The sequence below is a fragment of the Lutibacter litoralis genome, from assembly GCF_014646675.1.
In the GTDB taxonomy this organism is placed as follows: domain Bacteria; phylum Bacteroidota; class Bacteroidia; order Flavobacteriales; family Flavobacteriaceae; genus Lutibacter; species Lutibacter litoralis.
Genome location: NZ_BMNS01000004.1, coordinates 289606 through 312217, shown reverse-complemented (window position 1 = coordinate 312217; position 22612 = coordinate 289606). Strand labels below are relative to the sequence as shown.

At 31.1% G+C, this 22612-nt stretch carries 18 protein-coding genes and 1 pseudogene; 17 read left to right on the top strand and 2 right to left on the bottom strand.

The annotated features are described in order from the left end of the window. Positions 1-184: 184 nt before the first annotated feature. From IEW75_RS07990 to IEW75_RS16005, 11 genes and pseudogenes are all read left to right on the top strand, one after another. A complete protein-coding gene (locus IEW75_RS07990; RefSeq protein WP_134248632.1) occupies positions 185-877 on the top strand; it encodes an ATP-binding cassette domain-containing protein in 693 nt (230 codons plus the stop codon). Between the two features lie 194 nt (positions 878-1071). Continuing rightward, the gene (locus IEW75_RS07985) at positions 1072-1218 is read left to right on the top strand and encodes a hypothetical protein (protein WP_373286318.1); all 147 of its coding nucleotides are present in this window, start codon (positions 1072-1074) and stop codon (positions 1216-1218) included. A gap of 41 nt (positions 1219-1259) precedes the next feature. Continuing rightward, positions 1260-1559, top strand: coding sequence for a helix-turn-helix domain-containing protein (locus IEW75_RS07980; protein ID WP_134248633.1), 300 nt, complete (start codon positions 1260-1262; stop codon positions 1557-1559). Positions 1560-2071: 512 nt separating this feature from the next. Next, positions 2072-3643, top strand: coding sequence for a type I restriction-modification system subunit M (locus IEW75_RS07975; protein WP_134248634.1), 1572 nt, complete (start codon positions 2072-2074; stop codon positions 3641-3643). Next, positions 3633-4748, top strand: coding sequence for a restriction endonuclease subunit S (locus IEW75_RS07970; protein ID WP_134248635.1), 1116 nt, complete (start codon positions 3633-3635; stop codon positions 4746-4748). The genes IEW75_RS07975 and IEW75_RS07970 overlap by 11 nt, the downstream gene beginning before the upstream one ends. A gap of 20 nt (positions 4749-4768) precedes the next feature. Next, positions 4769-6559, top strand: coding sequence for an ATP-dependent nuclease (locus tag IEW75_RS07965; protein WP_134248636.1), 1791 nt, complete (start codon positions 4769-4771; stop codon positions 6557-6559). Positions 6560-6590: 31 nt separating this feature from the next. Next, entirely contained in the window at positions 6591-7424 is an 834-nt protein-coding gene (gene dinD / locus IEW75_RS07960; RefSeq protein ID WP_134248637.1) for a DNA damage-inducible protein D, read from the top strand. Positions 7425-7462: 38 nt separating this feature from the next. After that, complete coding sequence (locus IEW75_RS07955) at positions 7463-8824, top strand: RNA-binding domain-containing protein (RefSeq protein ID WP_134248638.1); 1362 nt, start codon at positions 7463-7465, stop codon at positions 8822-8824. Between the two features lie 15 nt (positions 8825-8839). Continuing rightward, a complete protein-coding gene (locus IEW75_RS07950) occupies positions 8840-11980 on the top strand; it encodes a type I restriction endonuclease subunit R (protein ID WP_134248639.1) in 3141 nt (1046 codons plus the stop codon). Positions 11981-12025: 45 nt separating this feature from the next. Further along, a complete protein-coding gene (locus IEW75_RS07945; protein ID WP_134248640.1) occupies positions 12026-13411 on the top strand; it encodes a hypothetical protein in 1386 nt (461 codons plus the stop codon). Positions 13412-13421: 10 nt separating this feature from the next. Beyond that, positions 13422-13535, top strand: a pseudogene (locus IEW75_RS16005) (T9SS type A sorting domain-containing protein); the annotation flags it as partial. Positions 13536-13732: 197 nt separating this feature from the next. On the opposite strand, the gene IEW75_RS07935 reads toward IEW75_RS16005, so the two are convergent. Then, positions 13733-13909: a hypothetical protein gene (locus tag IEW75_RS07935; protein ID WP_158283800.1), complete on the bottom strand. Its 177-nt coding sequence runs from the start codon at positions 13907-13909 to the stop codon at positions 13733-13735. Positions 13910-14113: 204 nt separating this feature from the next. Next, positions 14114-14416, bottom strand: coding sequence for a hypothetical protein (locus IEW75_RS07930; protein ID WP_134248641.1), 303 nt, complete (start codon positions 14414-14416; stop codon positions 14114-14116). A 519-nt stretch (positions 14417-14935) separates the two neighbouring features. Here IEW75_RS07930 and IEW75_RS07925 point away from each other — a divergent pair. From IEW75_RS07925 to IEW75_RS07900, 6 genes are all read left to right on the top strand, one after another. Next, positions 14936-15247, top strand: coding sequence for a DUF6660 family protein (locus tag IEW75_RS07925; RefSeq protein ID WP_134248642.1), 312 nt, complete (start codon positions 14936-14938; stop codon positions 15245-15247). A gap of 76 nt (positions 15248-15323) precedes the next feature. Further along, entirely contained in the window at positions 15324-19706 is a 4383-nt protein-coding gene (locus tag IEW75_RS07920; protein WP_134248643.1) for a CusA/CzcA family heavy metal efflux RND transporter, read from the top strand. Between the two features lies 1 nt (position 19707). Next, positions 19708-20919, top strand: a complete 1212-nt coding sequence (locus IEW75_RS07915; RefSeq protein ID WP_134248644.1) for an efflux RND transporter periplasmic adaptor subunit — start codon at positions 19708-19710, stop codon at positions 20917-20919. A gap of 11 nt (positions 20920-20930) precedes the next feature. Further along, the gene (locus tag IEW75_RS07910; protein ID WP_134248645.1) at positions 20931-21269 is read left to right on the top strand and encodes a P-II family nitrogen regulator; all 339 of its coding nucleotides are present in this window, start codon (positions 20931-20933) and stop codon (positions 21267-21269) included. A 1-nt stretch (position 21270) separates the two neighbouring features. Then, positions 21271-21690, top strand: coding sequence for a Fur family transcriptional regulator (locus IEW75_RS07905; RefSeq protein ID WP_134248646.1), 420 nt, complete (start codon positions 21271-21273; stop codon positions 21688-21690). A 41-nt stretch (positions 21691-21731) separates the two neighbouring features. Next, positions 21732-22586, top strand: a complete 855-nt coding sequence (locus tag IEW75_RS07900; RefSeq protein ID WP_229714414.1) for a cation diffusion facilitator family transporter — start codon at positions 21732-21734, stop codon at positions 22584-22586. The last annotated feature ends 26 nt before the right edge of the window (positions 22587-22612 follow it).

The window sequence follows — 22612 nt, the reverse complement described above, 5'->3', positions numbered from 1 at the left end:
AAAAAGAAATGCTGTTTGAGCGCAGCGAGTTCATTTCTTTTAGGATTCAAAAACTTATTTGACCGGCGAAAATCCAAGGCTTGACTTTTTTGTTTCGTTTTTGTGTCAAGACAAAAATGAAAAGAACACCAAAGAAATCTAAAAATAAACTCTTATTCGCAAAAGAACATCAAAAAAAACCACTATGAAACCAACACCTCACATCAAAACCGAAGGAACCTCAAAATTCCAAATAGGAGAAATCAGAGATAATGTAATTCACTACGATTTCGAAAAAATAAAAACCTACCTCAACATCAAAGGGCATTTGCTATTTGGCAAAAACTTTAAAATTTACAAAGAAGACGAACCGCTAATTTTTAAATTATGTTGCTATTACATTCAAGACCATTACAGCTGCGCTCAAATGGGAATCGATACCAACAAAGGAATATTATTGACAGGTCCGGTAGGTTGTGGAAAAACATCATTGATGAAGTTATTATTACATCTTGCACCACATAAAACAAGCTATGAAATTATTCCAACCAGGAATATTGTATTCAGCTTCAACGCCTCCGGTTTTGAAACCCTGGAGCAATACAACCAATCAAAAAATTACTGTTTTGATGATTTAGGAGTAGAACCAACAGGAAGCCATTACGGAAAAGACCTCAACGTATTAGGAGAAATTTTACTATCGCGCTATGACCTTTTTACACGTCATCCTGAACTTGTTTCAGGATCTCATCAAACCAAGTTCAGAGCAAAAACCCACATCACAACAAACCTAAACGCACAAGAAATTGAAAAAAGATATGGTAATAGAGTAAGAAGCAGATTAAGAGCAATGTTTAACCTCGTCAGTTTCGATAAAAACTCTAAGGATAAAAGATAATAGATTTTAAGCCGGCCTACCGAACATAGCTCGTAAAATTTGAAAAGAGGATTCGTGAAATTTTAGGTTGTTTGAGCTAAACGTAATTTTAGTCAATTTGTCAATCATTCTTAGCGAGTTCCTAAAATTTAGAATTCGATTGAAAAATTTAGAGATAGGTTCGTAAGCCTAGATTTTTTGTTTCTTTTTCAGCGATGGAAAAAGAAAAGAAAACCCACATCACAACAAACCTAAACGCAAAAGAAATTGAAAAACGTTACGGTAATAGGGTTAGAAGCAGATTAAGAGCAATGTTTAATTTAATAAGCTTCAATCAAAATTCTATTGATAAAAGAACTTAAAAAATATTTCATAATTTTAATAGGTTTAAAATGAATAAATTATGGAATCAAAATCAACTATTTTACTACACAACATCACGCCTGATGAATTTAAAGAAGCATTAATCTTAAGTTTAAAAGAAGTTATTCTGGAATTACTTCTTGAAACAAAAAAAGAAAAACCACTAGAATATCTAACCCGGAAGCAAGTAGCTGAAATTTTTAAAATTTCTATGGTAACTATATCCGATTGGAATAAGAAAGGAATTCTAAAACCTTACCGTATTGGAAATTTAATCAGATATAAAAGCAATGAAATAGAAGAAGCCCTTACCGAAATTCCATTTCGTCGTTACAATTAATGGAAATTTCATAAAACATAAATTAAAAAGCTCCTAAAAAGGAGCTTTTTAAAAAAAAATTGCTATGAAATAAGCTTGTACAAATTATGCTATGAAATATAATTTTTAAAAGCTTATTCAAGCTGTACCATAAAAAAAATAAAATGACAACAGCTTAAAAAGATTTAGGTCTATGAAAACCTAACTATTCAAATATAGCTATTTTTAAAGTTAAAAAACAAATAGCTTTCTTATTTTTTTTAATGAAATATTAATAAAAATCAATTTCCAACAAAAACCTATATTTCCTATTTTTTACCAAATTTATTTTAGTTACTTTTAACCTTATTTGTTAAATGTGCTTTGCTCCTTTTCAAATAAAACAAATGTTATGAAGATATTTACCATCATTCTCCAGGCTAACAGTCAATTGCTGTTAGTATGTCAATGTATTTTTAATGGTTTTTATTCTAAATAACAAATGACAAGCATTAACAAATACTCATAAAAATTAGCAGAATTTAAAAACTATAATGGCAAAACAAAATACTCCAAATCCAAAATCAAAAAATATAGAAGAAACACTTTGGCAATCTTGCGACAAATTAAGAGGTTCAGTAGAGCCTTCAGAATACAAGCACGTTGTTTTAGGATTGATATTCCTAAAATTTGCAAGCGATAAATTTGAAGAACGCAAAGCTGAATTAATTGCTGAAGGGAAAGTGAAATATGTAGAAATGAAAGAATTCTACAATATGAAAAACGTGTTCTTTTTAGAAGAAATTTCAAGATGGAGTTTTATAAGTAAAAATGCAAAGCAAAATGACATTGCATTAAAAATTGACACAGCCTTACATACCATAGAAAAAGACAACCCAGCTTTAAAAGGAGCATTACCAGACAATTATTTTTCTCGTTTAGGTTTAGATAGAACAAAACTAGCTTCATTAATTGACAAAGTAAATGAGATAAATACCCTGGAAGATGAAGAACAAGATATTGTAGGTCGTGTTTATGAATATTTCTTAAGAAAATTTGCCATTAAAGAAGGAAAAGGAAAAGGGGAATTCTACACCCCAAAAACCATTGTTAACCTAATAGCTGAATTAATTGAGCCTTATAAAGGTATAATTTACGATCCAGCTTGTGGTTCTGGAGGAATGTTTGTGCAATCTATAAAGTTTATAGAGAACCATCAAGGGAACAAACAAGAAGTTTCTATTTACGGTCAGGAATACACAAAAACTACTTATAAACTGGCGAAAATGAACTTGGCAATTCGCGGGATTTCAGCCAATTTAGGAGAAAAAGATGCAGATACTTTTGCAAACGACCAACATAAAGACTTAAAAGCCGACTTTATTATGGCAAATCCTCCCTTTAACCAAAAAGACTGGAGAGCTGAAAACGAATTATTAGACGACCCACGTTGGAGAGGCTATGATGTACCTCCAAAAAGCAATGCTAATTATGGTTGGATTTTGAATATGGTTTCTAAACTATCCGAAAATGGTGTTGCAGGTTTTATATTGGCTAACGGAGCCTTATCTGGTGGTGGTGAAGAATATAAAATTAGAAGAAAATTAATAGAGAATAACCTAGTAGAAGCAATCATTATTATTCCAAGAAATACGTTTTATACTACTGATATTAGCGTTACGCTGTGGATTCTCAATAAAAATAAAAAAGAAAGAACGACCGAAATTAACGGTAAACAAAAAAGCTACCGAAATCGTGAAAAAGAAATCTTATTTATGGATTTAAGACGTTGGGGTAGCGAATACGAAAAGAAATTTGTGGAATTAACAACTGATGATATTGAAAAAGTAGCTGAAAATTATCACAATTGGCAACAAACAGATTATAAAACTACGTACAAAGATATTCCTGAATTTTGTAAATCTGCGAGTTTTAAGGATATGGAAGACAATGATTTTTCTTTAGTACCAAGTAAATACATAGAGTTTGTAGATGGTGACAGTGGTATTGACTTTGATACCGAAATGAAACGCATACAAAAAGAGTTTAAAGTATTAATTAAAGAAGAAAAACAAAGCCAGGAACAAATAGTAAACGCTTTTAAAACACTAGGTTATGAGTTATAAACCTATTGGTAAATACATACAATTGGTAGATAATCGCAATAAAGATTTAGAGGTTACTAATTTGTTGGGAATAAATATTACCAAAAATTTTATGCCTTCAGTTGCCAATGTTTCTGGAACTGATTTATCAAAGTATAAAATCATTCAGAAAGGGCAGTTTGCTTATTCTGCAATGCAAGTTGGTAGAGATGAAACTATTCGTTTAGCTCTTTATACTGAAAATGAACCTGCAATTATTTCTCCGGCTTATTTAGTTATTGAATCAAAAGATGAAAACAAGTTGTTATCAGAATATATGATGATGTGGTTTCAACGACCAGAATCTGATAGATATGGTTGGTTTATTAGTGATAGTAGTGTGCGTGCTAGTTTAGATTATGATAGACTTTGCGAAATTGAAATTCCAATCCCAAATATTGATGAACAACGTAAATATGTTGCCCTATACAATGGTTTGCTAACCAACCAAAAAACCTATGAAAACAGCTTGGAAGATTTGCAGCTCATTTGTGATACTTATATAGAAGATTTAATAAAAAAAGAAGAACCAAAATTACTTGGAGAATATATTCAACAATCTGATGAAAGAAATTCAGATTTGAAGGTTTCGTTTTTGCAAGGTGTATCAACCTCTAAAGTTTTAATAGAATCAAAAGCAAACATCTCAGGTGTTAGTTTTCATAACTATAAAATTGTCCGTAATGGTCAATTTGTTTATGTTGCCGATACTTCAAGAAGAGGTGATAAAATAGCCTTAGCAATGAATAGTTCTGAAGATTGTATTGTTTCCGCAATTTATACAGTTTTTGAAGTTAAAAATACTAAAGATTTACTACCCGAATATTTATATTTATTTTTCCAACGTACCGAGTTCGACCGCTATGCACGTTTTAACTCTTGGGGAAGCGCTAGAGAAACTTTTGATTGGGTAGATATGTGTAATGTGAAATTGCCCATTCCAAGTATTAAAATACAAGAAGCCATTGTTACCATTTATCATACCTTAGAAACACGCAAACGTATCAATGAGCAGTTAAAAAACACCATAAAACCATTGTGCCCTGTATTAATGCGTGGGGTTGTGGAGAGTATGGAGAATAATTGAAAAAGAAAAAAAATTATGTTATGAAAATAAAATCCATTAAAATTGAAAATTATAGAGGAATTAGAACAGCTCAAAATATTCAATTATCAAATTTCACTTCAATTGTAGGTAGAAATGATTCGGGGAAATCAATAATTCTGAATGCTGTTGCTACTTTTTTAAATATTAAGGATTACCCAGTTACATTTCACGATTTTAATGATTTTGGTAATCCAATTATCATTGAATGTAGCTTTGGAAAGGAAAATATTTTAGAAATATTAGAAGCAAAAATTAAAACTAAAATCAAAAAAGAAAATGGTCTTGATGAATTTTTAATTGATATTTTGCCTAATAATCTTTTAACAATTAGAAAAACAATTAATGCACCAAAAAAAGCATTCGACACTGAACAAATTTTGATAAGCGATTATGATTCTCCCGATTTCTATTTTTTATACGGTAAATCTGACGACGAATTAAATCAAATACTTGAAAAATATGAAATTGAAATACCTGTTGAAGGTAAGGGAAGAAATTCTAAAATTGAAAAAATAAAGTATATAAAAGAGTATTGTCAGGGTAATGAAATTCCTACAATTAATAGATTCATAGATGACGAATATAAGGTTACTTCATTGTTGCCTGATGTTGAATTGTTTGTTTCTGATTACGGGTTAGAAGCTGACACTAAGTTTAAATCTAATTCAGTTTCTGAAATTCAATTGTATTTGGATGAAGAATCAAAAGAAGAAAAGAAACTTGATTTAGTAAAAAAAGAAATTGAATCCGAAATGCAAAAAGAAGCATCTTCGGTAAAATCATATATGAAAACTTACGTTTCTAGTCTTAAAAGTGTAGAAATTAAACCAACAATCAGTTGGAAAGATGCTATTAAAAGTGTAGACGTTTCATTTCAATTTGATGGAGATGATAAATTAATACCGATGAGCCATAAAGGTACAGGATATAGACGATTGTTTATGGTGGCTCGTTTTAGATATCTTGCTGAAAAGAAAAAAGGCTCTAATATTATTTATTTAATTGAAGAACCTGAAACTTTTCTACACCCATCTGCTCAGGAAGATTTAATAAATGCATTTAGAGACCTATCAGAAGAAAATCAAATAATTATCTCTACTCATTCACCTATATTTGTTGGTGCAACAGATATTAATTCTGTTGTATTATGCAAAAAAGAAGAACAATCGACTTATGTAACAACCACAGAAGAAAATAAGATTGATTTCATAAATGAAATAATTAAAGAATTAGGTGTTAAACCTTCCTTTAATCTTCGTGATGATTTTGAGAAAATTCTTTTTGTTGAGGGTAAGGATGATTTGGAGTTTTATAAAAAAGTTACTTCTGAATTATTAGAAAAGAATTTAGAAGAAAAAGCACTTATTCTACCAGTTGGTGGAAGTAGTGTTGATAGTTTTGTCAATATCTCATATTTCAAAAACAATGGAAGGGATTTGTTCTTAATACTTGATAGTGACAGAGGGTTGTCTGTTAAGGACCCTAAAAAACCATTAATTCAAATTAAATCCGCAGAGAACTTTAATGACCATTTCGGTAAATCTTACTTATTAAAAAAATCAAATATCGAAAGTTATTTTCATCCAAGAGCACTTGAAAGAAACTATAGGCATATAGCGAATGGTTCAATGCATTTTTTTGAAGATGATGAATATCTTAACGATTTTTTTAGGGACAATGGAATAAATAAAAAACATAACACTGCTATTTTTAATGAAATGTCTAAGGAAGAGTGGAGTGAAGTAATTGAGGATGATTTAATTGACTTTTTAAATGGAATAATTAATTAAATTTATAGAAGCAAAAAAGAAATCAAATACTATGAAAAACAACCATATACAAGCACTTACAAATAACTTTGAAGCACACGCAAATAAAACACCCGATGGAGTTGAATTTTGGTTAGCTCGTGATTTACAACACTTATTAGACTATACAAAATGGGATAATTTTCAAAGTGTTATTTCAAAAGCAAAAACCGCTTGTGAAATGTCAGGAGAGGAAATATTTAATCATTTTGCCGACGTCGGCAAAACGATACAAATGCCTAAAGGTGCTGAAAAAGAAATTCCAGATTTAATGCTTACGAGATATGCTTGTTATTTAGTTGCTCAAAATGGTGACCCAAGAAAAGAAAAAATAGCGTTTGCACAACGGTATTTCGCAACTCAAACAAGAAGAGCTGAGCTAATAGAACAACAAATGTTGGAATTTGAAAGGGTTCAAGCGCGAAATAAATTAAAAGCAACCGAAAAAGAATTGTCCCAAGTTATTTTTGAACAAACTGGAAGCAATCAAAATTTTGCAGTAATTCGTAGTAAAGGTGATACAGCGCTATTTGGTAAAACAACGCAACAAATGAAAAATAAATGGGGTGTAATAAATAAACCTTTAGCCGATTTTATGCCTACAATTTTGTTGAAAGCGAAAGATTTTGCAACGGAAATAACCATTTTCAATGCCAAGGAAAATAAAATGAAAACAGAATCTCAAATTTCTAAAGAACATATTACCAACAATCAAACGGTTCGTAAAACATTGTTATCAAGAGGTATTGTGCCTGAAAATTTGAAGCCTGAAGAAGACATTAGTAAAATTGAAAGAAAGTTAATAAGCGAGGATAAAAAGAGTTTAAAAAATCCTGATAAATTATAAAAATCAAGGCTGTTAATTAAAAACAGCAATCAAACTTTATGGAAACCAACCGTATAGAATACAAACAAATACTAACCGATGCATTAGAAAAAGAAGTAATAGCTTTTTTAAATTATAAAGAAGGTGGTATTATTTATATTGGTATTGATAAAAACGGAAATGTTACAGGTGTTGCAGATACTGATGGCGATATGTTAAAAATAAAGGACCGCCTTAAAACCAATATTTCACCTTCCTGCATTGGCTTGTTTGATATTGTTAGTGAACAAAGAAATGGCTTAGATATAATTAAAGTTATTGTAGCCAGTGGACCAGAGAAACCTTATTTTTTAAGAAAATACGGAATGTCTGAAAAAGGTTGTTTCCTAAGAATAGGAACAGCTGCAGAGCCTATGCCTCAAAAAAATATAGACCAATTATATGCTAAAAGAACACGTAATTCAATAAGTAAAATTAAATCCAACCAACAAAATTTAACTTTTGAGCAATTGCATATTTATTACCTAGCTACAGGTGTTAAATTAAATGGAAAATTTTCTACGAATTTAGAATTGCTTACAGATGAAGGCGCTTTTAACTATGTTGCTTACTTGTTATCAGATAAAAATGCAGTTTCAATAAAACTAGCAAAATACAAAGGGCTTAACCGTGTTAATTTAATTGAAAATAATGAGTATGGTTACGAATCATTAATAAAAGCAACCAAGCAAGTTTTAGATAAAATTGAACTAGAAAATAAAACGAGTGCAGAGATAACTTCAAAAGAACGTAAAGAAAATCGTTTATGGAATCCAATTGCGCTTAGAGAAGCAATTATCAATGCTTTTGTTCATAATGATTATGCAACTGAGGTACCTCCAAAATTTGAGATTTTTGATGACAGATTAGAAATCACTTCTTCGGGTGGTTTGCCCGAAGGTTTAAGTCAGGAGGAATTTTTTGAGGGTTTTTCGGTACCTCGAAATAAAGAAATTATGAGGATTTTCAGAGATCTAGATTTAGTAGAGCAACTGGGTTCTGGTATTCCTCGTATTTTAGAAACCTACCCTAAAAGTTGTTTCAAATTCTCAGATAATTTTTTAAGAATGTCTTTTCCTATCAATAAAGTTATACAAACTCAAGATTATAAAGATGGTCCAATAGGTGGTCCAATAGGTGGTCCAATAGGTAGTCCAATAGGTAGTCCAATAGGTGGTCCAATAAAAAATTTAACTGATAGGCAAAAAGAAGTTTTAGAACTTTTTCGTGAAGATCCTAAATTATCAAGAAGAAAACTAGCTGAAATACTTAAAATTAATGTGTCAGCCGCACAAGGTCATATTGATGCATTAAAAGATAAAGCTGTAATTGAAAGAGTTGGAGGAACTAGAGGTAAATGGATTATTAAAGAAGGATATTAAAAATAATTGCAAAAAATGAAATTCACAGAAGCCAAATTAGAAGCAGCATTTATAGAACTCTTAGAAAATGAAAGTTTTCCGCACGTTGTTGGAAGTTCAATTACTAGAGCTGAAGATGAGGTTTTAATTGAAGAAGATGTACGTAATTTTTTATTAAATCAATATAAAAAGGAAGGTTTAACCCTATTGGAAGTTGATACAATATTATTGCAGTTAAAAACACTCTCTAACACCGATTTGTACGAGAGTAATAAAACAATAATGCAATGGTTATCCGATGGATTTATTTTTAAAAGAGAAAATCGAAATCAAAAAGATATTTGGATATATTTAATTGACTATTCTAAACAAAATAAGAACACCTACAAATTTGTAAATCAGTTAGAAATTGTAGGTACTGAAAGAAGAATTCCTGATGGAATTTTATATATAAATGGATTACCTATTGTAGTATTCGAGTTCAAAACTGCAATTCAAGAAAATTGTACCATTCACAATGCGTATGTACAATTAACTACACGTTACAAAAGAGACATTCCAGAACTCTTTAAATACAATGCTTTTTGTATAATTAGCGATGGTGTAAACAACAAAGCGGGTTCATTTTTTGCACCGTATGAATTTTATTATGCCTGGAGAAGAGTTGCTGGATTAGCAAAAGATGTTGATGGTATTGATAGTATGTTTACCTTAGTTCAAGGGATGTTACAGCAAAATAGGTTGCGTGATATTATTCAAAATTTCATTTACATTCCCGATAGTTCTAAAAAAGATGAAAAAATAGTTTGTCGTTATCCACAATACTATGCTGCACGTGCACTATATGATAACATCAAAATCGCACAAAAACCAAAAGGAGATGGAAAAGGTGGTACCTATTTTGGTGCTACAGGATGCGGAAAAAGTTTTACAATGCTATTTTTAACGCGATTATTAATGAAAAGCGAGCATTTCGAAAATCCAACTATTGTCCTTATTACAGATAGAACAGATTTAGACGACCAACTTTCAGGTCAATTCACAAATGCTAAAAATTATATAGGAGACAATACAATTATAAGTGTTGAAAGCAGAGCTGAATTACGAGAATTAGTTCAGGGTAGACAAAGCGGAGGTGTATTTTTAACAACCATCCATAAGTTTACAGAAGATACAGAACTTTTAACCTATAGAACAAATGTTATTTGCATTTCTGATGAAGCCCATAGAAGTCAAACAAACCTCGATCAAAAAATTCAAGTAACAGAAAACGGAGTAAAAAAATCATTTGGTTTTGCTAAATACCTCCACGATTCCTTGCCAAATGCTACCTATGTCGGTTTTACAGGAACACCAATTGATGCTACATTAGATGTTTTTGGAAAAGTAGTTGATGCCTATACAATGACCGAATCTGTAAAAGATGAAATTACAGTAAGAATTGTATATGAAGGTCGTGCAGCAAAAATTGCACTTCAAAATAGCGAATTAGAAAAAATTGAAGAATACTACATAGCTGCAGAAGAAGATGGTGCCAACGAATACCAAATAGAAGAAAGCAAAAAGCAATCAGCCAATATGAATGCCATTTTGGGAGATCCTGATAGGTTACAAGCTTTAGCTGAAGATTTTGTAAAGCATTATGAAAACAGAATAAATGAAGGAGCCACTGTAAAAGGAAAAGCAATGTTTGTTTGCAGTAGCAGAGAAATTGGATTCCAATTTTATAAAAATGTAATTGCTTTACGTCCAAATTGGGCAGAAGTTAAAACTGCTGAAGAAGGAGCAGTTTTAACGGATAAGGACAAACGAGAAATCAAACCGATGGAACGTCTTAAAATGATTATGACCAGAGGAAAGGATGATCCAAAGGAAATGTATGATTTGTTAGGTACTAAAGAATATAGAAAAGAATTAGACAGACAATTTAAAAATGAAAAATCCAATTTTAAAATTGCAATAGTAGTAGATATGTGGCTTACAGGTTTTGATGTCCCATTTCTAGATAGTATGTATATCGATAAACCAATCCAACAACACAATTTAATTCAAACAATTTCTAGAGTAAATAGAAAATTTAAAGACAAAAATAAAGGCTTGGTTGTTGATTACATAGGTATTAAAAAACAAATGAACCTCGCCTTAGCGAAGTATAATAAAGGAGAAGAAGAGAATTTTGAAGATATCCAACAATCATTGGTAGTAGTGAGGGATCATTTAGATTTATTAGCTAAAATATTTCACAAGTTTAATAGTACTAAATATTTCAATGGTTCACCATTGGAACAATTGAACACCTTAAATATGGCTTCCGAATATGTGCAACAAACAAAAGAAGTTGAAACACGTTTTATGGGCTTGGTTAAAAGACTAAAAGCAGCGTATGATATTTGTGCAGGTAGCGAACAACTCACTCAAACCGAAAGAGATAATACACATTTTTATTTAGCAATAAGGTCAATCGTATTCAAATTAACCAAAGGAAATGCTCCAGATACAGCACAAATGAATGCAAAGGTTAGAGAAATGATTAAAGATGCGCTTCAAAGTGATGGAGTACAGGAGATATTTAAATTAGGAGAAGATAATGAAAAGGAACAAGATATTTTTGATGAAGATTATTTAGCTAAAATTGATAAAATTAAATTACCAAACACCAAAATTAAATTATTACAACAATTGCTAGCCAAAGTAATTGGTGAAATGAAAAAAGTGAATAAAATTAAAGGAATTGATTTCACTAAAAAAATGGAAGTATTGGTACAACGATACAATGAAAGAAAAGAAGATGATGTATTAAGAAGTGAGGTATATGAAGAAATGGCAGAAAAGCTCACCAACCTCATTTGGGAAGTACACAAAGAATTTTCAGCAGGTGATGAATTAGGAATTGACTTTGAAGAAAAAGCATTTTATGATATTTTAAAGGAACTTTGTGTTAAATACGATTTTAGATACCCTGATGATAAATTAATAGAATTAGCTAAAGCTGTTAAGGAATTAGTTGATGCCCAAGCCAAATTTCCTGATTGGAGTAAAAGAGATGATATAAAAGCAGCCTTAAAAGTTGGTTTGATTTTATTATTAGATGAATTCGGTTACCCACCAGTTGAACGCGACGAAGTATATCACGATATTTTTGAACAAGCAGAGAATTTTAAAAAGAATAGAAGATAATCGAATAATTGTGATATAAATAAGATATTAAAAAATTGCTACGCTATGGCATATGAAGAAAAAAATTGTAAAATTTTAAAAATAAAAGAGAATAAATTCTATTATACTCAAGCAGATTTTATTCATATTTCCGATACTAATTTTCCTCCAGCTTATTTTGGATTTAGTAGTGGAAGGCCCAGATATTGGAAAATAAATGTGTTAAAATTTAATCAAGAAAATTTAATAATTGAGGCTGAAATATTAGATTACAATTATGAAAAAGTAGAAGATTTTAATTTACAAAAAAGGAAATCTGATGTAGGTGGCTTTAAATTTGTAAAAATAATTTGGTCTAGTTTAAAACCTTGTTTGACTCATTTTTCTGAGTATTCATACAAACAAATTCCAGATGCGTTTATTGATTATTCTTATAGTGTGAAAGAAATTCATAGTGAGAAAGAAATTGAAATCAATTCAAAAAGATATCACTGGAATAATCCAGCTCTTGAACGACCAAATTTAATTGATAACCATCAGAAATTAGAGCGTATAGAAAATAATAGTAATTTGTTTAAGGAAATAGCAACCACTCCTATAAAACAAGAAATCTCAATAAATTTTTCAGAATACTACAAAAATGCATCATTTAAAGAGGGGTATGTAGAAGTGAGGACATATGTTAAAGAATTTTCTTCACAATTAGATGTGAAAATAGAAAATGACCAAATTATTGCAAATTATGATTTCATTAAATATTATTTTTCAAAAGTAAGTGGAAGTAAAAAATTTAATATTTCGGCAACCCTTACTTTTTTAGATGGAATATTGGAAAATACCAATGCTACTTCAGATGAAATCGCAGCTATCAATGAATTTACAATTGAACAAGTAAAAGACGCAATTTCTTTAGATATAATTAATATAAAAAGCACTGGTGATGAAGATTCTAGTATTTATACTGCAGATGAAATCTTATCTAAATCAAATGAATGTCAAAATGTTTTTAATCAAACCGAAAATGAAATAATTGATCGAATAACAAAAATTAAATCCGTAAGAAACAAAAAACAACTCTTATTCCTTTCAGGAAAACAATTAAAAGAGGCTAAAATTAGATTTACACTTGATAAAAATTTTGGATATTTATTTTTAATGAAAAATGGCTGTAGTAAAATTGTAAGTTGGGAGTTATTACACTCGAATGCAACTTATATTTGGTTATTTGATGAAAATAAATCTAATGATGAAATATTTGATAGAATGCAAATAATCATCAAAACTATTGAAGTTAATGGTAGAAAAAAATACAGAGCAGCTGTTAAAAGAAAAGAAATTGATAGTGATTTAAATTTTAAATTAATTAATCATACTGGTGCTAATAATATAGGTAAAGATGGTTTTATGCTATGGAAAAAAAAGTTGGAAGAATATTTATCGAATGTAAAATAATAACACATCTAATATTTATATATACAGTATCTACAATACAATAGGTCAAGAATTAAAACACTTCACAATAACCAATAATATAGATGCTACAGGATTAAGTAAAGGAATGTATATCCTGAAATAAAATCAGACAACAAATAACATACAACGAGGTAACATCCTGTCAAGTGTGTAAATAGAAAAGTTATTCTGAAATATTTTGAACAAACCATAAAGACCCCATCTCCAGCAGTATTCCATTCCGTTATCACTTCATTCTATACAGCTTCCAATTCCGCACAGTAAGAACTTGCTGAAAAAAGCAAGTACTTACTTTTGCCTTTACCCTTTTGATACGTCATCCTGAACTTGTTTCAGGATCTCATCATAATCCGAATAACTAACAATACCGTTTCCATAAGTAACAGTAGTACAAACTACAAACATTCTTGCAGCCAATAAAGAAATAGGTCTAATTACGAAATTAGGATTGCGCCAAAATAGCATCAATTGCACCATAATTGGTGTTTTTAACAAATAATAGTAAATAATTAGGCTCCTTTGTAATGTTTAGTACCGTTCAAAAATTTAGCACGTTCATTGTCACTGAACTCTCTAAAAAAATGAACGAACAAATTTAAATCCAACTGCTGCATATTTTACAACAATTCAACTAAAGAGAAATACCCGTTTATTCAAAAATTAATTTAATAACCTATCCTACTAATTGGAAAGAATGAACACCATTCCAAAAACACCAAAACTATGAATGTCAGTCTTTAATCTATTTGAATAATAACCTACTGAATAAAACCAATAATTTTCATACTCAATTTCAAGTCTGATAAAACTGTCAAACATCATTTCATTCATCATTATTTTTATTGGATCATCATTTAAATTTATAAAAGGGCTGTCAACCAATTCAGTTATTTTTTGAACGTGCATTTCTTTAGAAGGATTAAGCAACACTGCAAAAAGAAATATTGATATTATAATAATTCCGAATATAATTTTAGTTTTCATAATTTTAATTAGATTGATATTTCAAAGTTCAGACAAGTTTTTAAATAATGATTACGGTTTAACCGTAATTCAAAAGCCCCATCTACAGCAGTATTCCATTTCGTTGCACTTCATTGCATACAGCTTCCAATTCCGCACAGTAAGAACTTGCTGAAAAAAAGCCTGTCCTGAGCGTAGTCGAAGGGCAAGTACTTACTCTTTGCCTTTGCGCTTTTGATACGTCATCCTGAACTTGTTTCAGGATCTCATCATAATTCGAACAACTAACAATTCCGTTTCCATAAGTAACAGTAGTAAAAACCAGAAACATTCGTGCAGGTAATAAGGTGTTCGTCAATTGCTCCATTTAGTTCCATAAAATACAATTACAAGGGCATCCTATAAAAATCATGATTACGACTGCAGGGAAGCAATCTGTTCCTTATTTAACTAAAAATTTAACCCCTTACCAAAACCTTAGGCTCTAAGTTTTTTTTGCAACACCATTGCACATATAATTTTACTATATTTGCATTCATAATGAAATTTTTAGCAACCATACTAGCATTATTTATACTCTCATTGTCTGCATTACCTTGCGATGATGTTAGCTATAATAACCAACAATCTGAAACAATTTCTGAAATTGTCAATATAGACAATCACTCTCATTCAGATATGTGCTCACCTTTTTGTATGTGTAATTGTTGTTCTGTAAGTGTTACCGAACCCTTAAAACATATTGATTATGTGGTGTATGCTGAAAAGCCTTCAAAAGAAGTAACTGTTTATTACACTGCCACATTTGCCAATAACTATTACTCCAAAATTTATCTCCCTCCTCAAGTTTAAGTTATCAATACAATTTAATCTACTTTCATTTTTGAAGGTTTATTTTAAATATTAACAACTTAATCTTAAAAAAACAATGATCGATAAAATCATTCGCTTTTCAATTAATAATAAATTAATTGTAGGCCTATTTATTTTAGTTCTTATAGGAGCTGGAATATATTCAATGTTAACTATAAAACTGGGTTCAGTACCCGATATTACCAATAATCAAGTTCAAATTATTACAGTAGCTCCCAATTTGGGAACGGAAGATATTGAACAATTTGTAACCTATCCTGTTGAATTGGCAGTAGCCAATTTACCCAGCGTAATCGAATTACGCTCCGTTTCTCGTTTTGGACTTTCAGTAGTAACTATTGTCTTTTCTGATGATATGGGCACTTACCTACCGCGTCAATTGGTTCAAGAAAAATTAACTGCTATTCAAGAAAGTATCCCTGCCGGTTTTGGAAAACCCTTTATGGCGCCAATAGCCACTGGTTTAGGCGAAATCTACCAATATTCCATTGTTCCAAAAAAAGGGTACGAAACTAAATACTCCCCATCTGATTTAAGAACCATTCAAGATTGGATTATCAAACGTCAAATGGCATTAGTACCTGGTGTAGTAGAAATAAACTCTTTTGGAGGGAATGTAAAACAATACGAAATTGCTTTAAACCCAAACAAATTAAATAGTATGGGTATTAGCATCAATGAGGTTTTTGAAGCCCTAGAAACCAATAATTCCAATACAGGTGGCGCATATATTGAAAAAAATCACCAAGCATCTTTTATTCGTGGCGAAGGTCTTGCAAGAAGTTTAACCGACATTGAAAATATTGTTGTAAAAAACGTTGAAAACACCCCCATTTTAATAAAAGATGTGGCTGATGAAGTGCGTTTTGGAGCAGCGGTACGTTATGGTGCTTTTACAGAAGATGGTCAAGAATCTGTGGGTGGACAAGTGTTAATGTTAAAAGGCGAAAACCCAAATGAGGTTATAAAAAATGTTCAGAAAAGAATTGCGAATATCCAAAAATCACTTCCTGAAGGTTTAGAAATAAAACCATTTTTAGACCGAAGCGATTTAATTGCACGTACTACAAGTACCGTTTCTAAAAACTTAATTGAAGGTGCCTTAATTGTAATTTTTGTACTCGTACTTTTATTAGGAAGTTTAAGAGGTGGATTATTAACGGCTTCAATTATTCCACTTTCTTTACTGTTTGCCTTTATTTTAATGAAAGCAACAGGCGTTTGGGCAAATTTAATGTCCTTAGGCGCTATTGATTTCGGAATTATAGTTGACGGCGCGGTAATTATTGTGGAAGGAACTGTACATCATATTGAGCAACGCCTCAAGAAAAACAAAAACAACATCACTACTGCTGAAATGGATGAGTTAACCTATAAATCGAGTAGTATGATGATGAATGCTGCTTTTTTCGGACAACTTATCATTCTAATTGTATTTACCCCAATTTTATTTTTAACAGGTGTTGAAGGTAAAATGTTTACTCCAATGGCATATACCTTTGGATTTGCAGTGTTGGGTGCTTTATTATTGTGTTTAACCTATGTGCCTGTAATGGTTTCTTTATTTATGAAACCAACACCGCAAGACAAAAACAATATTTTTACACGTTCTGAAACTTGGCTAAACAACATAAGTAATAAAGTAATGGCTGCTATTTTTAAAGTGTATAAACCTTTAATACAAGGAGCTTTAAAATTTAAAAAAACTACCATTGCAGTTGCAGGTGGTCTATTTATAATCGCTGCGTTTATCTTTTCAAATATGGGAGGAGAATTTATTCCAAAATTAGATGAAGGAGACATTGCAATGCAAATTATTATGAAACCTGGTAGTTCACTTTCAGAATCAATAAAAGTATCTGAAGAGGTAGAAAATATTATCAAAAATAATTTTCCTGAAGTGATAACTGTTGTGGGTCGAATTGGTGTTGCTGAAATCCCTACCGATCCAATGCCTATGGATATTGCCGATTGTTTTATCATATTAGAAAAAGATGTAAATAAATGGACATCCGCAGATAATAAAGCAGAACTAATTGAACTAATGCAAGAAAAATTAAAAACAATTGTTGGGGCTAATTTTTTATTTAGCCAACCTGTTGAATTGCGTTTTAATGAATTACTCACAGGTGTTCGTGAAGATGTTGCAATTAAACTCTATGGAAATGATTTAGATATTTTAGCGGTAAAAGCTGAAGAAATGGCTAAAATTATTCAAACTGTTGAAGGTGCTGCCGATGTAAGAGCCGAGGCAACTGAAGGGTTGCCACAAATCACCGTAATTTATCAACGTGAAAAATTAGCCAAATACGGGTTAAACATTGATAAATTAAATAAATATGTAAGTGCTGCTTTTGCCGGAGCAAATGCAGGAATTATTTTTGAAGGAGAAAAACGTTTCGATTTAGTAGTGCGTTTCGCTGCTAATAACAGGGAAAGTATTGAAGATTTAAAAAACCTTTTTGTAGATCTTCCAAATACAAATACGCAAATACCTTTAAAAGAATTAGCCGATATTAGTTACAAACCGGGTCCTATGCAAATTTCTCGTGACAATACATACAGGAGAGTTTCTGTAGGTGTAAATGTGAGAGGAAGAGATGTAGCATCTATGGTAGGAGATATTCAACTAAAACTTGATAAAGAATTAAAATTACCCGAAGGTTATTTTATTGAATATGGCGGGTCTTTTGAAAATTTGGTTAGAGCCAAAGAACGTCTTTCTATTGTGGTTCCTATTGCACTATTTTTAATATTTATACTATTATACTTTGCTTTAAATTCCATAAAACAAGCCGCTATGATTTATATGGCTGTGCCATTAGCTGCCATTGGTGGTATTTTAAGTTTATCCTTACGAGGTATGCCTTTTAGTATTTCTGCAGGTGTAGGTTTTGTAGTATTGTTTGGTGTTGCAGTTTTAAATGGACTAGTTTTAGTAAGCAGATTTAACAGTTTAAAACTAGAAGGAATGACCGACTTAAAACTCCGTATCCTTACAGCTACTGAAGAAAGATTAAGACCTATTTTACTTACGGCAATAGCTGCTATTATGGGATTTTTACCAATGGCAATTTCAGCATCTGCTGGCGCTGAAGTGCAACGCCCTTTAGCAACAGTTGTTATCGGTGGTTTAATTTCCTCAACGCTTTTAACTCTTTTAGTAGTACCAATTCTATATTATTTTGTTGAAAATGGTACTTCTTTAAAATCGAAACTTAAAATGAAAAATGCGAAAACAACACTTTTAATTGTTGGTATGGTGTTAAGTATGGCGCTAAATAAAACCTATGCTCAAACTGCTCCTATAACTATTTCTATTGATGATGCTGTTAAAATAGCAATGGAAAACAATCCTGTAATAAAAGGTGCTCAATTAGAAATTGAAAAACAACAAAGCTTAAAAAAATCAGCTTTTGATTTAGATAAAACGGCAATTTCCTATACAAAAGGACAATTAAACGGTCTTCAACAAGATTATAATGTAAGTATTTCACAAGATTTTAAATTTCCAACACTATATGGAACGCAAGCTAAATTACAAGCTGATAAAATTAAACTAAGTGAAACCAATTTAAATGTTGAAAAAAATAAGTTAGAAAGTGCTGTAAGGGCAGCTTATTTAGAGTTGTGGTTTGTGAAAAACAAGGCTAATTTAATTGCTAATCTGGAAAAAGAGTATGAAAATTTCGCCTTAATTGCTGAAAAAAAATACGCACTTGGAGAAACAAATTTAATAGAGAAAATTGCTGCAGAAGGTAAAAAAGAAGGAGTTAGATTGTTAAAATCTAATGTAGAGTTAGACATTAAAAGTGTAACCAAGCAATTGCAATCATTAATGAATAGCGATGCTTCCTTTGAAATTTCAAATAAAAATTTAGAAAAAATCCCTTTTGAAGTTACTATCGAAGAAAATTCAGATAATCCAATGCTTTTATCGCTTCAAAATGAAATAGCAGTGAAAGTAAGAGAACATAAATTAGAGAATGCAAAATTGCTGCCAGATTTGTCCGCAGGTTATTTCAATCAGCAAATTGAGGGTGTTAAAAATTTCTCTGGCTTTGAAGTTGGTATTAAAATTCCTTTGTTTTTTAGAGCACAACAAGGTAAATCTCAGGCAGCCAAAAAAGATGCTGAAATAGCTAAATTAAACTATCAACAATCTAAATTAGATTTAAATGCGCTCCTGAAAACAAAACTCAATGAATATGATAAGCAAAAAGCTGCTTTAGCCTATTATAATTCAACAGGTATTTTATTAGCCGATAAGCTATTTTCATCTGCTATTAAAGCATACAAAGAAGGAGAAATTGGCTATGTAGAATATATGGCTCTTTTAGAACAATCGATGGAAATAAGAAGCAATTATTTAAACGCTCTTAATCTTTACAATCAAACAGTTAACGAAATTAATTACCTAACAGGAAAATACAATTAAGATGAAAAATATTTTAAAAATTAGCACGTTATTGATACTTATTTTAACCATTATAAGTTGTGGAAATAACGAGTCAAAACATACAGAAGGAGACGACCATAAAAATGAACAGACCGAAGAGGAAGGTCATAATGAAGGAGAAGAAACCCCTAATAAAGTAGCCTTAAAATTAAACCAGTTAGAAATAATGGGCATAGAGTTAGGCAATCTTAGTCAATTAAATTTAGGTGCTTCATTAAAGGTAAATGGTCAATTAGAATTACCTCCTCAAAATATGGCAAGTGTTAGTGCTATTATAGGCGGTCGCGTACAAAGTGTTGCTGTAGTTGAAGGAGATTTTGTGAAAGAAGGGCAAGTAATTGCAACATTAAACAATCCCGAAATTATTTCAATGCAACGTGCCTATCTTGCTGCTAAAAGTAATTTAACCTATTTAGAAAAAGATTATGGAAGAAAAAAAGAATTAGAAAAAGATGGAATTACTTCTGCACGCGCATTTCAAGAAGCTGAGGCTGCGTATTTGAACGCCAAAGCCGATTTAAACGCAACTAAAGCTACGCTAAATCTTATGGGTATAAACGTTGCTACTATTGAAAAAGGAGTCATTGTTGCATCAATTCCTGTAATCGCACCAATACAAGGTTATATTCAAAAAATTGAAATTAATATTGGAAAATCTGTTGCGCCTGAACAAGAAATGTTTGAAATTGTAGATAATAATTTCTTACACTTAGGTTTAAATGTTTTTGAAAAAGACATTGAAAAATTAAGCATCGGTCAAAAAATTGCTTTTACACTTTCAACCAGACCTAATAAAATGTATGAAGCTGAAATTTTTGCTTTAGGAAAAGCTTTTGATTTAGATACCAGATCTGTTAAAGTACACGCTAAAATTATTGGTACACACGAAGGCTTGCTAACAGGTATGTTTGTAGAAGCCAGAATTGCAACTGATAGCAAATCAGTTAATGCTTTACCCGATGAAGCATTTGTAAATGAAAAGGGATTGGATTATATTTTTGTTCAAATAGAAAAGGATAAAGATGATCTTGTACTTGAAAAAATTCAAGTTATTAAGGGCGTTTCTGATTTAGGATTTTCAGAAGTACAGTTTTCCAATCCTTTGGAGAAAAACATCTTAATAGTTACAAAAGGTGCATATTATGTAAATTCAGAGCTTAACAAAGGTGAATTTGAGGGACACGACCATTAAAAAATTTTAAAATGAAAGAAATTAAAGCATTTATAAAACCTACAAAATTAGAAAATGTTGTAGAAGCTCTTAAAGAAAATGGATTTGAAAGTGTTACATTATCTGAATGTGAAGGAACAGGCGCTTATAAAAGAGAAGATTCAGTACCTTCGTTAAAATTTCATTTTGCAGACAGCAAGGTTATTAAATTAGAATTGATTTGTCAAAATGAAGAAGTTAAAAAAGCAGTTAAAATAATTTGTGAAAACGCAAAAACCCCTTATCCAGCCGATGGTATTATTTATGTCTCTGATGTGAATGATGCTTATAAGATAAAAACAGGGAAGTCAATAAAAAAAATTGATTTTTAATATGATTGAATTAGAACAAATATTAAAGAAAAATAACGTAAAACCAACAGCAATGCGACTGTTGGTTTTACAATTTCTTTTAAATAAAAAATCCGCTATTAGCCTTACCGATGTTGAAGAGTATTTTGTTAAATCAGACAGAACAACATTGTATCGCACCTTAAAAACATTTGTTGAAAGTGAATTAGCTCATAAAATTGATGATGGTACAGGAATTACTAAATACGCTTTATGCGAAGAAAATTGCCATTGTGATATTGACACCGATTTGCACCTGCACTTTCATTGCAAATTATGTAATGAAACCGTTTGTTTAACAGACCACAAAATACCAAACATTAACTTACCAAAAGATTTTATTGCTGAAGATGTAAATCTTGTTGTAAAAGGCATTTGCGATAAATGCAGTGGCAATAATTGAATAATATGAAAAGAAATCCAAATTCTATATCAAAAAAAGGATTGAAAACCACACTAATTGGCATTATAGTTAGTGCCTTTTTGGCTATTATAAAAGGGTTGGGTGGCATCTTCGGTCATTCCTATGCCCTGATTGCCGACGCAATAGAATCTGCCTCTGATGTTGTTACCTCTGGAATGCTTTGGGCAGGTTTAAAATGGTCGTCTAAACCACCTGATGAAAACCACCCCTATGGTCACGGAAAGATAGAGGCTCTCGTAGCAATAGGTATTGCAATTGCTTTGATCATCGCGGGAGGTATTATAGTTAGAGATAGTATAATTCACATTCTTGAACCGCATAAAAGTCCCGAACCATATACGTTGTTAATTTTGGTTTTGGTTGTTGCCACTAAAGAATTTTTATATAGATATGTCCTTAAAATGGGAGCCGCAATCAATAGTTCAGCAGTAAAGGCAGATGCCTTTCACCACCGTAGCGATGCCATTACCTCCGTAGCTGCATTTATTGGAATTTCCATTGCGCTTATTGGAGGCAAAGGTTTTGAGATTGCCGATGATTTTGCAGCGGTTATTGCTGCTGTATTTATTTTTTACAATGCCTATAAAATTGGCAGGTCTTCAATTGGCGAGTTATTGGATGAAGCTATTGAGCCTGAGCTTTGCGAAAACATTATAACAATTGCAATGCAATACCAATATGTTATTAAAGTAGAACGATGTCATTCTAGAAAAATGGGAACGGCGTTCCATATAGATATGCATATTTGGATTGATGGTAACAAAACCGTTACAGAAGGTCATAGTATCGCGCACGAGGTAAAAAATTTGCTTTTCAAAAATTTCCCTCAATTAATAGATGTTCATATTCATATAGAGCCTGCTGAAAATCAATAAATGCACTTCCGTTGCACACACTATTT

What these genes read in the sequence shown, in the direction of transcription:
- IEW75_RS07990 (WP_134248632.1), top strand. Translation starts at nt 185, where the DNA reads ATGAAACCAACACCTCACATCAAAACCGAAGGAACCTCAAAATTCCAA.
- IEW75_RS07985 (WP_373286318.1), top strand. Translation starts at nt 1,072, where the DNA reads ATGGAAAAAGAAAAGAAAACCCACATCACAACAAACCTAAACGCAAAA.
- IEW75_RS07980 (WP_134248633.1), top strand. Translation starts at nt 1,260, where the DNA reads ATGGAATCAAAATCAACTATTTTACTACACAACATCACGCCTGATGAA.
- IEW75_RS07975 (WP_134248634.1), top strand. Translation starts at nt 2,072, where the DNA reads ATGGCAAAACAAAATACTCCAAATCCAAAATCAAAAAATATAGAAGAA.
- IEW75_RS07970 (WP_134248635.1), top strand. Translation starts at nt 3,633, where the DNA reads ATGAGTTATAAACCTATTGGTAAATACATACAATTGGTAGATAATCGC.
- IEW75_RS07965 (WP_134248636.1), top strand. Translation starts at nt 4,769, where the DNA reads ATGAAAATAAAATCCATTAAAATTGAAAATTATAGAGGAATTAGAACA.
- dinD (WP_134248637.1), top strand. Translation starts at nt 6,591, where the DNA reads ATGAAAAACAACCATATACAAGCACTTACAAATAACTTTGAAGCACAC.
- IEW75_RS07955 (WP_134248638.1), top strand. Translation starts at nt 7,463, where the DNA reads ATGGAAACCAACCGTATAGAATACAAACAAATACTAACCGATGCATTA.
- IEW75_RS07950 (WP_134248639.1), top strand. Translation starts at nt 8,840, where the DNA reads ATGAAATTCACAGAAGCCAAATTAGAAGCAGCATTTATAGAACTCTTA.
- IEW75_RS07945 (WP_134248640.1), top strand. Translation starts at nt 12,026, where the DNA reads ATGGCATATGAAGAAAAAAATTGTAAAATTTTAAAAATAAAAGAGAAT.
- IEW75_RS07935 (WP_158283800.1), bottom strand. Translation starts at nt 13,909, where the DNA reads ATGGTGCAATTGATGCTATTTTGGCGCAATCCTAATTTCGTAATTAGA.
- IEW75_RS07930 (WP_134248641.1), bottom strand. Translation starts at nt 14,416, where the DNA reads ATGAAAACTAAAATTATATTCGGAATTATTATAATATCAATATTTCTT.
- IEW75_RS07925 (WP_134248642.1), top strand. Translation starts at nt 14,936, where the DNA reads ATGAAATTTTTAGCAACCATACTAGCATTATTTATACTCTCATTGTCT.
- IEW75_RS07920 (WP_134248643.1), top strand. Translation starts at nt 15,324, where the DNA reads ATGATCGATAAAATCATTCGCTTTTCAATTAATAATAAATTAATTGTA.
- IEW75_RS07915 (WP_134248644.1), top strand. Translation starts at nt 19,708, where the DNA reads ATGAAAAATATTTTAAAAATTAGCACGTTATTGATACTTATTTTAACC.
- IEW75_RS07910 (WP_134248645.1), top strand. Translation starts at nt 20,931, where the DNA reads ATGAAAGAAATTAAAGCATTTATAAAACCTACAAAATTAGAAAATGTT.
- IEW75_RS07905 (WP_134248646.1), top strand. Translation starts at nt 21,271, where the DNA reads ATGATTGAATTAGAACAAATATTAAAGAAAAATAACGTAAAACCAACA.